This window comes from Temperatibacter marinus (genome assembly GCF_031598375.1).
GTDB classification, from domain to species: Bacteria; Pseudomonadota; Alphaproteobacteria; order Sphingomonadales; family Kordiimonadaceae; genus Temperatibacter; species Temperatibacter marinus.
Map to the genome: position 1 here is coordinate 1,233,389 of NZ_CP123872.1, position 14,206 is coordinate 1,247,594.

Annotated in this window: 15 protein-coding genes; 11 read left to right on the forward strand and 4 right to left on the reverse strand. The window is 42.7% G+C overall.

The features are described from left to right. Positions 1-85: 85 nt before the first annotated feature. Positions 86-1,270, forward strand: coding sequence for a serine hydrolase domain-containing protein (locus QGN29_RS05580; protein ID WP_310799706.1), 1,185 nt, complete (start codon positions 86-88; stop codon positions 1,268-1,270). A 142-nt stretch (positions 1,271-1,412) separates the two neighbouring features. Here QGN29_RS05580 and QGN29_RS05585 read toward each other — a convergent pair whose 3' ends face one another. Next, on the reverse strand, positions 1,413-2,255 hold the full coding sequence (locus tag QGN29_RS05585) for a helix-turn-helix domain-containing protein (RefSeq protein WP_310799707.1): 843 nt from the start codon (positions 2,253-2,255) through the stop codon (positions 1,413-1,415). Positions 2,256-2,395: 140 nt separating this feature from the next. Here QGN29_RS05585 and QGN29_RS05590 point away from each other — a divergent pair, with 140 nt between their 5' ends. From QGN29_RS05590 to QGN29_RS05600, 3 genes are all read left to right on the forward strand, one after another. Next, entirely contained in the window at positions 2,396-3,322 is a 927-nt protein-coding gene (locus QGN29_RS05590) for a CPBP family intramembrane glutamic endopeptidase (protein WP_310799708.1), read from the forward strand. 14 nt (positions 3,323-3,336) lie between these two features. Beyond that, positions 3,337-4,179, forward strand: coding sequence for a CPBP family intramembrane glutamic endopeptidase (locus QGN29_RS05595; protein WP_310799709.1), 843 nt, complete (start codon positions 3,337-3,339; stop codon positions 4,177-4,179). Positions 4,180-4,304: 125 nt separating this feature from the next. Continuing rightward, the gene (locus QGN29_RS05600; RefSeq protein WP_310799710.1) at positions 4,305-4,754 is read left to right on the forward strand and encodes a nuclear transport factor 2 family protein; all 450 of its coding nucleotides are present in this window, start codon (positions 4,305-4,307) and stop codon (positions 4,752-4,754) included. A gap of 69 nt (positions 4,755-4,823) precedes the next feature. Here QGN29_RS05600 and QGN29_RS05605 read toward each other — a convergent pair whose 3' ends face one another. Continuing rightward, positions 4,824-5,459: a hypothetical protein gene (locus tag QGN29_RS05605; RefSeq protein WP_310799711.1), complete on the reverse strand. Its 636-nt coding sequence runs from the start codon at positions 5,457-5,459 to the stop codon at positions 4,824-4,826. 47 nt (positions 5,460-5,506) lie between these two features. Then, positions 5,507-6,553, reverse strand: coding sequence for a strictosidine synthase family protein (locus QGN29_RS05610; RefSeq protein ID WP_310799712.1), 1,047 nt, complete (start codon positions 6,551-6,553; stop codon positions 5,507-5,509). A 347-nt stretch (positions 6,554-6,900) separates the two neighbouring features. Between QGN29_RS05610 and QGN29_RS05615 the strand changes: the two genes are divergently transcribed. The 4 genes from QGN29_RS05615 (at position 6,901) to QGN29_RS05630 (ending at position 10,175) form a co-directional block, all read left to right on the forward strand. Further along, positions 6,901-7,512: a hypothetical protein gene (locus tag QGN29_RS05615; protein ID WP_310799713.1), complete on the forward strand. Its 612-nt coding sequence runs from the start codon at positions 6,901-6,903 to the stop codon at positions 7,510-7,512. A 90-nt stretch (positions 7,513-7,602) separates the two neighbouring features. Further along, positions 7,603-8,745 (forward strand): helix-turn-helix domain-containing protein, encoded by a 1,143-nt coding sequence (locus QGN29_RS05620; RefSeq protein ID WP_310799714.1) that lies wholly within the window; start codon positions 7,603-7,605, stop codon positions 8,743-8,745. Between the two features lie 177 nt (positions 8,746-8,922). After that, a complete protein-coding gene (locus QGN29_RS05625; protein WP_310799715.1) occupies positions 8,923-9,693 on the forward strand; it encodes a substrate-binding periplasmic protein in 771 nt (256 codons plus the stop codon). 41 nt (positions 9,694-9,734) lie between these two features. Continuing rightward, positions 9,735-10,175, forward strand: a complete 441-nt coding sequence (locus QGN29_RS05630) for a GNAT family N-acetyltransferase (RefSeq protein ID WP_310799716.1) — start codon at positions 9,735-9,737, stop codon at positions 10,173-10,175. A gap of 9 nt (positions 10,176-10,184) precedes the next feature. On the opposite strand, the gene QGN29_RS05635 is transcribed toward QGN29_RS05630, so the two are convergent. After that, positions 10,185-10,916: an AraC family transcriptional regulator gene (locus tag QGN29_RS05635; RefSeq protein WP_310799717.1), complete on the reverse strand. Its 732-nt coding sequence runs from the start codon at positions 10,914-10,916 to the stop codon at positions 10,185-10,187. Between the two features lie 128 nt (positions 10,917-11,044). On the opposite strand from QGN29_RS05635, the gene QGN29_RS05640 reads away from it, so the two are divergent. Genes QGN29_RS05640 through QGN29_RS05650 form a run of 3 tightly spaced genes read left to right on the forward strand, consistent with a single transcriptional unit; the run spans position 11,045 to position 14,199 of the window. Continuing rightward, the gene (locus QGN29_RS05640) at positions 11,045-11,992 is read left to right on the forward strand and encodes a dihydrodipicolinate synthase family protein (protein WP_310799718.1); all 948 of its coding nucleotides are present in this window, start codon (positions 11,045-11,047) and stop codon (positions 11,990-11,992) included. A gap of 9 nt (positions 11,993-12,001) precedes the next feature. Continuing rightward, positions 12,002-12,946, forward strand: coding sequence for a proline racemase family protein (locus QGN29_RS05645; RefSeq protein WP_310799719.1), 945 nt, complete (start codon positions 12,002-12,004; stop codon positions 12,944-12,946). Further along, positions 12,946-14,199 (forward strand): NAD(P)/FAD-dependent oxidoreductase, encoded by a 1,254-nt coding sequence (locus QGN29_RS05650; protein ID WP_310799720.1) that lies wholly within the window; start codon positions 12,946-12,948, stop codon positions 14,197-14,199. Before QGN29_RS05645 ends, QGN29_RS05650 begins: the two co-directional genes overlap by 1 nt. Positions 14,200-14,206 lie beyond the last annotated feature (7 nt).

Consider the following 14,206-nt stretch of genomic DNA (forward strand, 5'->3'; position numbering starts at 1 on the left):
CGCTTTGCTTGCAAATCAGCCAAATTTAATAAAGCAGCCAAGTTTAATAGAGCCGCTACGTTTAATAAAATCGATAGGGAATAAAATGATCTTTAATACGCTATTTAAAAGTATGTTTGCCGTTACATTATTAATGAATATTAATGCAGTCGCCATCGGGGATGACGGCCAAGCACACGAAGCCACCGCCGCAGATGCAAAAGTCCCATTCTGGGAACTTCCCCTTTTAGATAAAGCTTTCATTAATTCTGCGCCTAATGACAGAAAAGATGGTCTGCTTGTCGGTGAATTAGGTGTAGATGGTGGCAATAAAGATATGATTGTTAAGCTTGCGCAGGAGATGGCTGACAACAAGCACGGAGATTATGACAGTCTGCTTATCGCATATAAGGGCAAGTTTTTGTTCGAATCCTATTACAAGCGTGGCCGCATCAATCTGCCACACTTTCTCGCTTCTGGGACCAAAGGAAATACAGCCTTAGTCGTTGGCCGTGCTATTGAATTAGGGTATTTGACCCTAGACGACTTACACAAGCCTTTGGTTAGCTTTTTTAAAGGACTTGATGCTACAAAATTTGTGAAGGGTGTTGAAAAGATCACTCTTCATCAAGCAATGACAATGCGCTCGGGACTACGTTTCACTGATGAAGTGATGGAAAAATTTCGAACAAACAGTGATCAGTATAAAGGCTTAGCGCAGCTTCAGGCTTTTTTCGAACTCAGCGCCCCTGTTACGTCTGAAACGCAGGTCTACAACTACCGCGGCTATGATCCAATTATGGTCATGCATGTTTTAAATGCGGTGGTGCCAGGATCTGCCGAAGATTTTATCAAGACTGAGTTTTTCGGTAAATTGGGCATTTCTAATTACAGCTGGCGTACGGATGCGGCCGGGCAGCCATTAGGCGAGACAGGATTAAACATTATGTCTCGTGATTTGCTCAAACTGGGTGCATTGGTTATGAATGAAGGCCGCTTGAACGGTGAGCAATTCCTTCCAGCCGATTATTTGGCGAAAGCCACAAGTGCAATTACGCGGGTCACCGAAGACTGGCAACCTAAATCCTTCTTCTATGGATATCTATGGTATCAAACTAATTTGATTGTTGGCGATAAAAGCTATGATGCTAAAGTCTCTTGGGGGGGTGGAGGTAATCGAATAATTACCATAGCTGCCCTGGACTTGGTCGTTGTGATCACTGGTCATGACATGAAAGATACTATCATGACACAAGTCTCCAATACCATCTTGCCCGCCTTTATTAGATAGCAAGCATACCCGCTGATTGCAGCGAAGAGGTCAGGATTTCGATCCCTTAGAATTAACCAATATTATCAAGGATTTAGCTAGAAATAGCTAGGTCCTTTTTTCTTATACGGTATTCATATAGACATTTTTTGACATCAGGCACCTATAAGGAGCGATATACAGCAGGTGTAAAGCCAGTGATTTTTTTAAATTGAATGGACATATGGCTTTGCTGAGCAAAACCTGCAGCATAGCTAATATCTGATAAAGACCTTTCACTCTGCAAGAGGCTTTTAACTTTTTGAACACGCAGAGCAGTTATATAGCGTGAAGGGGTCATGCCAAAACTGAGCTTAAACATGCGTGCAAAATGAAAAGGACTAAGTCCTATTAGCGCAGCCAGCCATTCAATGGTAATTTTATGGTCCAATTGATCTTTTATCGCCGAATTCACCCTACGCATATGATAAAGAGATAATCCCCCCTTTACCTGTTTCAAAGACAAATCTTTGCTCGTGTAGTGCTGTAGTAAATGTACAATTATATTGTTTACAATCTCTTCACTCTCAACCGGATCAGTCCTTGTCGAGCGCACATATTTTTGGACCCAAGCCAATAAAATCGGATCTTCTTGATAAACCACGTCAAGCAGCTCAATAAAACGCACATCTTTTGAGAAAGTCATAGACGCCGCAGTTTTAAGTTGTTCGTCTGGGATGTATAAGTGCAGAAAATCAATCTCACTGTTAATGGCCCATTTGCTTTCAGACTGTTCTGGCATCAAACAAATTTTACCGGGGCCTCCGTAAAGCCCCTGTTTATCCTTGCGAAAACTAGTGGTGCCCCCTGAAAGATAAAGACTAAGGGTGTGATCTGACTGGCGACAATAGGTCACATCCGATTGATTGACATGCCACTGCACCATTTCAACGCCCTTTAAAAAAGGGTCTCTTTTAGAGGATTGTTCATGTGCAATTTTTGCAAAATGATTGAGGTGATCTGTCATGGCATTATAATCTTTTTTTTGTTTAAGCCCTGTCGTGGCTCATCATACCGTATACCGCAAGATTTTGATATATTTTTGTCGGCTCCAGGGTTTGAATAAAGCGCTTTTAATGAAAAAAAATAAGAAGGAAACTAAAAGTCATGACAGTTTTATCTCAAACACCTACTGTATTATTTGAAGGCTTCCCGCCGGCAAAGCGCCATAATAATCCATGGATTATGCTTTTATTGTTATTTGCTTTTTTCATTTTGGCGCAGATTATTACTATTGTCCCTTTGATTGAATCCGGCCTGATCGACGAGGATCACATCGAAGTACTGGAACAATATCCCAACATTCTCTATATGCTTTTTGCTACTTTTTTAACGACCTTTGTTCTCCTATGGCTGTGGGTCAGGTTTTATGAAGGCACAACATTAAAAAGTGTTGGGCTCACTTTGTCTGGGGACTCTTCTTATAAATACGGACGTGGCCTCCTCTATGGCCTGGGCATGTCCGGCACTGTTGTTCTATTAATTTATTTAACAGGGGGATTTGTCGTTGAGAAAATACCAACATTTACATCCGGCAATCTCATTGCCGTTCTTATTCTCCTCACAGCCTTTGCCGTTCAGTCTGGTGTAGAAGAAATAGTTTTCAGAGGCTGGATGCTCGGAAAAATAAGTGCGAAAAGGGGTATCGTCGCTGGCATAGCTTTTAATACACTTGGCTTCTTACTCTTGCACCTTTTGTCCTACGATTTTGCTAATAATTCCATATGGATGGCTATAGGCTTTTCCCTGATGTTGATATTGTTTTCAGTCTTTACGAGCCTCATCACCATAAGAGATAGATCTGTATGGGGTGCCTGTGCTTGGCACGCTGCTTGGAACTGGTTCTTCATTAATGGCTTTGGCGTTGCTACAACGGGAATTGATTTGGACACGCCCCCCCTCTTTGTGGACTTCGCCATCAATCCAAGTGCGCCACAATGGATTTCAGGGGGCCTGTCTGGGCCAGAAGGCAGTATCATGGCGCTGATCGTATTGTCACTGGCTTGTGTCGTCGCCCTCAGAAAAAAATCATAGTATAAGATGAAAAAATGACGCAAAAGCAAGATACAATAATCACAGTAAGCTTATTCATAGCTTTAACTGCTCTTTTTCATCTTATTGGCTTTTGGCTTATTTTCAGACTGGGCAAAGCAACTCCTTTAATGCTCTCGGTAGGTGTCGCGGCAATTGTCACAAGCCTACTAAGAAAACAATCTTTGAATACCTGGGGCTGGAGCTGGGGAAAATGGAAATATCAGTGGACGAGCTACCTTTTGCCATTCTTTATCATTGCAACAGCCTATGCTATCATTTGGATTACAGGTGTGGGGGGGGGTTATAATGAAACCTATATCGACCATACCCGCGAAGGCTATAATCTTGCAGAATGGAATGATGCGTCAATCATTGCATTCCATTTTCTAATAACTGCAACGATCACCTTTCTTTTAGCCCTTCCCTCTGTCCTTGGTGAAGAAATCGCATGGCGGGGCTTTCTAGTTACGGCCTTAATGAAATCGTTTTCCTTTAAGGCCACATCATTAATCAGCGGCTTTTTATGGTCTGTTTTTCATTGGCCGCTTATGTTCATGGGATTTTACGGCGTCTCTGGGACGCCTCTGCCCTTTCAAGTGGCCTGTTTTACAGTATATATCATGAGCGCATCTGTCATCATGACTTACTTAAGGGTGAAAACAGATAGCTTATGGACTGGTGTTATTTTTCATATGAGCGCAAATGTTTTCTTACAGAAATATTTCTCTACCCTTACACAAAATACTGAAACAACAAAGTGGTATGGAGATGAATTTGGTCTATTACCAGCGTCGCTCATGCTAATGGTAGCCATCTATTATTGGCTTAAAAGTAACAAAGAATTTAACGCGCACTAAGATAAAAACTAATTGTCTCAAAAACCCTAACTTTCGTTGTCATGGCCTATATTAGGTGGATCATCAGATTGAGTTCCCCTATCAAAGCGTATTCGTTTAACTGAACCAAGACAGAGGATTAAAGAATGAAACTCATTTTATTGTCTATTATCTCCCTGAATATTTTTGTTTCATCCGCAAGCTCTACTGAAGCGATAACAGGCAAAGAGTATCAAGCTGTAATTGAGACAGCTTATAATTATTTCAAGGGTGCGGCTAGGGGCGACCAGAAACTTCTATCTAAAGCTTTTGATCAAGATTTTGGCCACGTAAAAATGCTTGTTGTAGACAAAGAGACTGGGGAAGAAACCATAAGAACTGTGTCCCTAAAAGAGTTTTCTACTTATTTTAAAGGTACAGAAAAAAAGTGGGAGGCTAATATCCTGTCCGTTGATATCGTGGACAATAAGATGGCTATTGTGAAAATGGACTTTCATACACCGAGCACTCATTATGTCGATTATCTAGTTATGTATAAACGTCAAAATGCTTGGCGCATCATTACTAAAACTTTTACAGCAAAGGCTAAATCATAATAGAAAATTGGGGTATTTCGCGATTAAAATGTTCAGAAATACCCTCTGAATTATGAAGAGTGTGCTTTCCTACTGTCTTGGTTTTTCATTGATGTCCTTTAATTGAATCATTCTTTCACAGGCATCTTTAAATATTTTTCGCGGATAGACTACTTTATATAAATCACTCAATTTTGACATGGTATGGTTGAAGGCCAGTCTGTAATCGTAGACTTTAGAAAGAAAGCAATCATAAACTCTACTGTTATACTTATGTCCTGTTTCATGACTTTGAACTGGGTCATCAAAGAGAAGCGTTTCTAGACGTGCGATCGTCGGGTCTGACGGGTAAGGAGTGAGGACTTCCATATGTGTGGAAAGGCCATCTTTTTTTAAGAGGCCGACAAAATCGTTCTTTCCCTTAACTCTAGAGAGAAAAACAGGCCCTGTTCTTTCATAAACATCTTTTGCATCCTTTTCAGCATTTCTCCTATTCAAGGCCTTGAGTCTGCCCCTATATAATGGGTCAAATTTTTGACGCCATGCTTCGGCTTGCTGTCTAATATGTTTCTTTGATCCACTTAAAGAACGGTAGCCTTCCGTTAAGGGAGAGACGGGCACGACCGCTGCAAGGGATACAGCTGTAGCGACCCCACCCGCTGTTTGTTTTGGACTGCATCCATTCATAAACAGAGAGGCAATCACTAGAGAAAAAAATAATCGCATTTTGTAACCTTTTTATGTCTGAAGCGCCTTGTTTTGAAACGACAAAATTATTCCTCTGGAAGCAGAGGGCAGGATAAAATATGTGCCTCAAAAACAGCACCCAGATAGAGGCGCCCCTTGCTAGCGGTCGCAACAGATGAACCGCTCATTTCAGATCCGCTTGAATAAAGCCCCTCCGTTATAGTGTCTGATTTCAAGTTGATAAAACTTGCCATGGAAGGGGATAAATTTTTAGGATCTTTGGCATGGTTTAAAAAGGCTAGAGTATTGGGGTGTCCCGCAGTCCATAAGCGGCCGAAATCATCCCATTCTAAATTATCGGCTGCCATACGCATTGGCCATGTTTTACCTTCTTCAAAACCGTGTGTATCACTTTTGTGCCATGCTCTAATTTGGCGCTTTGATATTTCAGAGATATAAAGGGTTTGTGCATCTTCTGATGCTGTTATTCCATTGGCATAGGAGAGGCCGTTGATCACGACTTCTGAAGTGCCGCTTTGATAAAAGACAACGTTAGATACAGGGACAGCTAAAAAGTCTTCTACCATTCTCATTGCCCCAGTCCATCCATGATCATTCGTCACATAAAAGGTATCTTCTCCAACGGCCACTAGATCATTAGGAGAGTGAATAAGAGGGTCGGTGATCGTTTTGATATGATCGAGCATACCGTTGGTTTTGACAGTGAAGACTTCAATGGCATGGGTATGACGGGCGGGGTGAGAGACCACAAATAAGCGTCTATTGCCCTTTGGCCCTTTCCATAAGCTGAATCCATGGGGGCGAAATCCTCGGGGCGCATTCATAGAGATTTTCTTCAGTGTTGAAGGATCTCCTGCTGTAAACATGTAAATGCCGTTCTTTGATCTATCCCCATTCTTACGTCGGTTATCTGCAGAGACAAAAACTTGTCCTAATTCATGATCAATTGTGATGTCTTCAGTGCCAGGAGCGATCAGTATTGGCGTACACTGATCGGCTAGTTTTGGTTCATAGGACTGGGTCAATCCGGTACCGCTGCCAACCACATAGGCCAATCGAAGGATGATAAGCAGGCACAGAAATAGTCCTAGGCGAATGGAAAATTTAAGCATGATGATATCCTTTGAATTGCAGGCACTCTGCAGCAAGAAGCGCCCGATGAAACTCTCTCAGTCTTTTCAAATTATCCTTTGGATCATCTATCTTTTTTCGGAGCACGTCTACCCTCCATTTTGATTTCATCGCCCCTGGAGGCGTTGGGCGCTTGAACTGTGGCTTCTAGGGCTGCTTTTTTAACGCTAAATTCAATCAATTTAATCCTATAAAAGGTTCGAATAGGCCCAAATGGACGACAGTTGATCTAGATTAGGTCTATTGCTCTCAATAGAGAGACTCGTCAGGCGATTGTCTGTTATCTCTCATAATACATTTATAAAATCCCATTAGAAGGAGAATGATAATGGAAAAAATAGCGACAGCAATATCACACAGCAATCACTGGCAATCCCGCCTTTTCTTATCCGCAGGCAGTTTAATGGCCTTTAATACAGCGATGCTTTGGCTGCGGCATTTATCGGATTATAAGATCTCAATCATTTGGGCGGCGATCCCTGCTATCCTGGCTTTTTCTTGTGCTGTCTTTGGACTGTTTAAGCTCTACAACCAAGCGTCTCTTGGTGCCCCTTTTATAGCCAAAGTAGGCGCTGGTGCTGCTCTCCTTTCGTTGGGGTCTTTAGGGTGTGCGGCAGGATGGATCTTTTTTCTTTTTAGTTTTGGTCAGGGCATGCCTACTCCACCGCCCCAAGGATTTTTGCTGCTGATTGGCCTCTTTATGATAGCCATGGTGGTGGCGTTCTCTTGTATGGCCCTGTCATTTTTCTCACAAGAGGGTCAGAAAAAAATCGCTTGGCTTCTCTCTTTGCCTGTCGCCATGTGGCTTTTGATGATTGTTGTCAGTCTACAGCAAGGTATGGCAGTAGGATTGTCTCTGGACTTTTACACAAATGCAGTGATCGCTGCAGCCTTTATGGGGTTAGGGGCAAGTTTTAAATCCAGAGTTGTTCAAGGCTAAGAGGCGCTTAGCCTTCTTGGGCTTCTATGCTGATGCAGGTTGCTAACCCTGGCTATTAATACTATAAATATCTGATATTACACTTCGTTTATGTCTGGTAAAATAATGGTTAATCTCTTACCCACGATCCTTTATTCCTGCATGCTTGGGATGACATTTTTTGCACTCCTAGAAACCTTTAAGAGGCCAAGGAAAAGACAGTCCATTTTTCTTCTTGGCCTTTTCATACTCTTATTAATTCATATTGCGGGCGAACTTTTTATTTATTCAGGCGCTTATGTCTATGCTCCCTCTTTGGCGGGCATACAGCTGCCTCTTCGGGTTTTACTGGGACCGGCTTTTTACTTTTATGCTCATGCGACCATGTCACCGGATAAAGCCTTAGGCAAACATATTTGGATGGTTGCTCTATCGGGACCAGTTGTTGTACTGGTGGCCATGTTACCTTTTCTGTTGATGATGAGCCCCGAAGCAAAGTTGGCGCTTGCAAATCCGGCTACACGAGATCCAGACCTTTGGGGGATCGCAGTATTTACCTGTCTGTTCTCGACGGCTATTTTTATTGTGTTCACTTTTGCTTTCTTAGCAAAGACTCTTAAGCTTCATTCTACCCACCAGAAGCAATTGCTCGAACGTTATGCAGAGGTTGAACAGCGTTCAGTGGCATGGATTAGACCGGTCATCGCGATTTGGGGCGTGGCTTGGCTGCTTTATGCGACGGAGTTTTCACTAGGAGCAATAGGCTGGTATTGGGCTGGCTCTGGTATTGTTTTGCCTCTCTTAGAAACTATAGCTTTGGCCTTCTTTATCCAAAAATCTTTAAGTCAAAAAATCCTAAATGGTTCTGAAAAGGGCCTTCCCCTAAATCGCCCGGCCAGAACTGCCTTATTAAGTGCTGAGAAAATGGAGGGTATCGCTGCAAAATTACAGCAAGTGATGACAGAAGAGAAAGCCTATTTGCTTGAAAATTTGTCTTTAAATAAATTGTCTGCACTCACAAGAGTCTCTGAAAATCATATCTCGGAAACCCTGTCTCAATATTTGGGAACAAACTTTTTTCACTTTGTGAATGATTACAGAATTGAAGAGGCAAAAAAGGCGCTGCTCAATAAAGATAAGTTGGTAATTTCTATCGCTTACGAAGTGGGGTTCAACTCTAAATCTACTTTTAATACAGCTTTTAAAAAACGAGTTGGGCAAAACCCTGCTGCTTACAGGAGGTCGCATTTATAATCGCTCCAAGACCTGAGCTTTCACTGTCCTTGATTATAAGACCTGTCTATTGAGAGTCAGTCGTTCCTTGTTCAGGCTAGGGAAGGGCACTATCCTCCTCATAAGAGAGCATCAGGTTTTCCTTAGGCAGCCACATGTTTTCATTGCATCATACTAATTATCGCTTACAGTGAAGAAATGGTTAAAAGGTCGTATCCATTTTTACTGTTTAGCGTCTATGTCTTGTCCCTTTTCAGCGATCAAGATGCGCTAGCCTATGAGGATAAAGATGTCATTAAAGTTGGGATTACGGCCCAAGTGAAACCCTATGTTATTGATAATGACAAAGCTAAGGGACTAGATCTTGAGTTACTTAATGCCATTTTTAGTGAGATGGCTTATTCCACGCAGTACTATAGCATTCCTTACCGCCGACAAGCGACAGTAATGAACAATCGCAACATTGATGCTATAGCGGTTTGGCTCTTTGATGATTTAGACTGCTTTGTTTCTGAACCTTATAGAATGTGGTATAATATCTTAGTGAGCTTAGACCGTGGTCTGGAAACGGATGTCCAAAGTTTGTCAGACTTGAAAGAAGGGGATATCGCTGCTTTTTACAGAGCGAATGAGACAATATTAGGTTTTAAAGAGACTCCTTTAGCGAAATTCTCTTTATTAAAGTTCGCTCCGAATGCGAAACTAGCCCTACGCATGCTCAGAGCCAATAGAATGCGGGCTTATATTGGCGATATATACGGGATTAGCTATTATCAAAAAAACGATCAGGATTCCCAAAAATCAGTGAAGCTAAAAAACCTTTATCAGTTTAAGCCTAATCCACAATATCTATGTTTCAGAGATGAAAATTTAAGGGACCGCTTTAACCAAGTAACAAAAAAACTTAGAGCGACAAATATCTTAGAAGATATTGAAACAAAATATGGTAAAGATTTACTGCTACAGTAGACCTGTAAGTCTTCATGATGACATGGATTGAGGGAGAGTATATGAAGATAACTTATAGACCCTCAACAGATCTCCCTGCTGCCGCTGGCCTTACATTTAGTAATATGCGCGCCTATTACGAACATTATTCTGCGGGATGGGATGTGAATACTATAATCGAGCAGACAGCGGATCTAGAAAATGTTGACATTTTGGTTGACCAGAAAGTGGCGGGGCTCTTTCGCCTCCACTTTGACCGTGAGGGATGCAATCTAAGGGATCTTCAGATTGAGGCGTCTTATCAAAGTAGAGGGATTGGTCAGCACGCTTTGGATGAAATAAAACGTAGGGCAGAGCTCTCTCAATCGAACCAAATAAAGCTGCGTGTCTTTAAGATGAGTCCCGCTGTGCGACTTTATGAGCGAAACGGTTATCATGTCATTACAGAAGATGATAGATTTTACAATATGGCCTTATGTCTCTCTGGTGCACGTAAGACTTGAGGCATCAGTCTAGAGGCTAGACCGCCTAAACTTCAACGGTGTCATGCCTGTCGTTTTACGAAATTGTCGCGTGAAGGTACTTTGGTCTGAATAGCCTACTTGCATGGCAACATCGACAAGGGAATGAGCGCTATACATCAGCAGCTTTCGCGCCTCTTCAATTCTCTGCTTTAATATCCATTGTCCTGCAGTGAGGCCGAATATGCGTTGCATTCTTAGATCCAATTGAAAGCGCGATAAATTGGCTACTTTTGTTAAACTTTCCACAGTGGGAGGGAGGGATAGATTATCTTGAACAAATTCGATCACGCCAGTCAATTTCTTCATCTCTGAATGAGAGAGGTCTGGCTGTTTCAAGTCTTGTGAAATGCCGACAATGCCAATAACCTTGCCGTCTTTATCCAACAGTGGCTTCTTATTTGTAATACACCATCCCGCAGTTTGATTTGCGAATAAATGAAGCTCTAATTGATCAACCACAGCAACACCCTTTCTTAGAAGAGCATTATCCTGAGCTTCGTATCTTTTGCCAAAAGCTTTTCCCATCAGCTCAGAAGGAGTTTTGCCTATAAGAAGACTTTTATCATTCAGTCCACAGCGCAGCGCTAACGTATTGTTGGAAACAGCATATCGGCCCCGTCGATCTTTAATAAAGAAAACAGTATCACTCAAGCAATCGAAAATTTGCTCAATGGGATATGATTTGATTGCTTGGTCTAGCGCTATTTTCTCATCTGTCATCACGGAGTATTATTACATATTTTATGCAATATTTAAAGTTTTTAATATAATTCTCGCTGAGACGATGCCGGTACGATAGCTTATTGTAAAGATATTCGTGAGCATTTCTATACTAGAGGATTCGTTAAATGACATCGCAAAAAAATATCTTCTCTGGCTGTATGCCAGCCCTTATGACGCCTTGTAATTCAAAAGGTATACCCGATTTTAACGCATTGGTGAGTACGGGAAAATCCTTAATTCAGGAAGGCATGGATGCAGTAATTTATTGTGGCTCTATGGGGGATTGGCCTTTGTTGACGGACGAACAGCGTTGTAAAGGTGTTGAGAGTTTATGCCAAAATAATATTCCTACAATTGTAGGAACAGGAGCTCAAAATACGGAAAGAGCGGCGGCTATATCTGCACACGCAAGTGCGCAGGGTGCTACTGGGTTAATGGTTATTCCTCGTGTGATGTCGCGCGGTAGTTCATCACAGGCTCAATATTTCCACTTCAAAGAAATTCTGAGTGCAGCCCCAGATTTACCTGCCGTGATTTATAATAGCCCCTATTATGGATTTGAGACAAAAGCGGATTTGTTTTTTAAGCTCAGAGATGAGCATAGTAATCTTGTGGGCTTTAAAGAATTTGGAGGCAGTCATTCATTGAGCTATGCCGCCGAACATATCACAGGAACAGATGACGATTTATCCCTAATGATCGGTGTGGATACGCAAGTCTTTCATGGCTATGTAAATTGCGGTGCAAAGGGCGCTATTACAGGTGTTGGCAATGCGCTTCCTGTTCAAGTTCTTCGTCTCGTAGAGTTGTGTAAAAGAGCCGCACGGGGAGATGCTCAAGCGCGGGTTCTTGCCAAGCAATTGGACGATGCCCTTCATGTGTTGGCAACCTTTGATGAGGGGCCCGATCTGGTGCTCTACTATAAGCATCTAATGGTGCTCGAAGGCCATCAGGAATATACCCATCAGATCTATGCCCAAGATTATTTGTCTGCGTCTCAAAAAACATTCATTGAGCAGCAATGGTCTCTGTTTAAAGCTTGGTGGGCAAGCTGGCCTGGCGCTGTTGATTAAGAGGCTCTTATGCGCGTGATCGATTCTCATACTGGCGGGCAGCCAACACGGGTACTTATCGACGTGTCTCTCCCCTTAGGGTCAGGGTCTGTTGCAGAACAATTATCAGTGTTGAGGTCTCAACGAGATGACATCAGAAGAGAGACCGTTCTGGATCCGAAATGTTCTGATGCCATGGTCGGCGCTTTGGTTGTTCCCCCTCAGGATAGCCGGTGCTCGGCGGGTGTGATCTTCTTCAATTCAGCAGGCTATCTTGGTATGTGCGGGCATGGCCTTATTGGTTTAATGGTTACGCTGTATTATTTGGGCCGAATAGACCAAGGGGATCATTTCATTGAAACGCCTGTGGGTATTGTTAAGACAACACTCACAGGGCCAAACCAAGTCAGTTTTGTCAATGTGGAAAGTTTTTGTTTTCAAAAAGATGTACGTGTTACTGGCTCCTCACTAGCCTGTGAGGAAAAACCCATTGTCGGCGATGTCGCGTGGGGGGGGAACTGGTTTTTCTTGGTGGAAACGTCTCCCCTTAGTCTCTGTACTGCAAATATTTCTTCTTTAACGGACTATGGGTTTGCCATTCGTCGGGCTCTAAAAGAGTTAGGGATTACGGGACTACACGGAGAAGAAATTGATCATATTGAGTTCTTTGAAAAACCGGAAACTGGCCATGCCAATAGCAAAAATTTTGTTCTTTGCCCAGGCGGAGCTTATGACCGCTCTCCATGCGGGACGGGCACTAGTGCAAAACTTGCTTGTTTGGCAGAGCGGCATGCGCTTGCCCCGGGGGATGAGTGGGTGCAAGAAAGTATTGTAGGCAGTCAATTTAAAGCGACGTATGAGCCTGCACAGGCAAAGGGAATCATCCCTACCATTGCAGGAGAAGCTTATATATTTGCTGACGCAACGCTGATTCAGCAGAGCGGAGATCCGTTTCAAAAAGGGATCAAATGGTAATGTCTGACAGCAAAGGAAACATTCTGATTGTCGGCGCGGGCATTATTGGAATTGCTTGTGCCCATTACCTTCATGAAGACGGGTATCAGGTGACAGTTATCGACAAAGGTAGTGTCGCTGGGGCTTGTTCTCGGAGTAACTGTGGTCATATTCTACCCAGCCATATTCTGCCCCTAAACAACATTAGCGCCCTCAAAACTGCCTTTTTTTCTCTTTTCAAAAAAAAAGCAGCCTTTAAAATTACGCCTTCTATGGATACTCGTTTTCTGCGCTGGTTATGGCATTTTATACGCTGCTGTTTTGGTGGAAAACAATCTGCAACGCAGGGGCTCTATAATTTACTCTCCTCTTCATTTGATGAATATAAAGCCTTAATCTCCAGCATGATGATTAAGTGCGATTGGCAGCAAAACGGTTTGTTATATCTGTTTAAAAGCCCCTCGAAAATTTCAGAATTTCAATCCGTGAATGCTTGGTGCCGCGATCACTTCAATGTAGAAGCACAATTTTTGAAGGAAGATGAATTGTCGGCCTTTGATCCAGCCATTGCTGATGCCATGGCTGGCGGGTTTTTCTATGCAGAAGACGGACATTTGCGCCCTGACCTGTTGGCTCAAGAGTGGGCCGCAGCGCTTAAAAAACAGGGTGTAACATTTATTGAAGACTGTGAATTGTTGGGGCTTGAAACAGTTGGCAGGAGAGTCACGACGGCGCAGACATCTCAACAGGAATTTCATCCTGATCATCTTGTTCTTGCCACTGGGGCTTACAGTCAGAACCTAGAGCGGCATTTCAAAGCCAGCATCCCAATACAGCCAGGCAAAGGGTATTCACTGACCCTTAAAAAACCAAAGGTTAGTCCTAGGATTTCAATGGTTTTGCCTGAAGTTAATATTGCTATTACCCCTTTTAGCCATCAACTGCGGCTAGGGTCTATTATGGAATTTTCTGGATTTGATGACAGCATTCCAGAATTTAGAATGCAGCAATTGCAAGAAGATGTTCAGCCCTACTTGAAGAGCAATTTATCGGGTCCGGCCACTGAAAAATGGTGTGGATGGCGACCCATGACATGGGATAGCCTGCCAATGATTGGAAGAGCTCCCTTGATGGAAAATACATTCTTTGCAGTCGGTCATAATATGATTGGCTTGATGACAGCCCCTGCGACGGGGAAGCTGATTGCAGAAATGATATCTGGTACTTCAACGCATATTCCAGCAACACCATTTTCACCCAATAGATTTCAATGATAAAGTC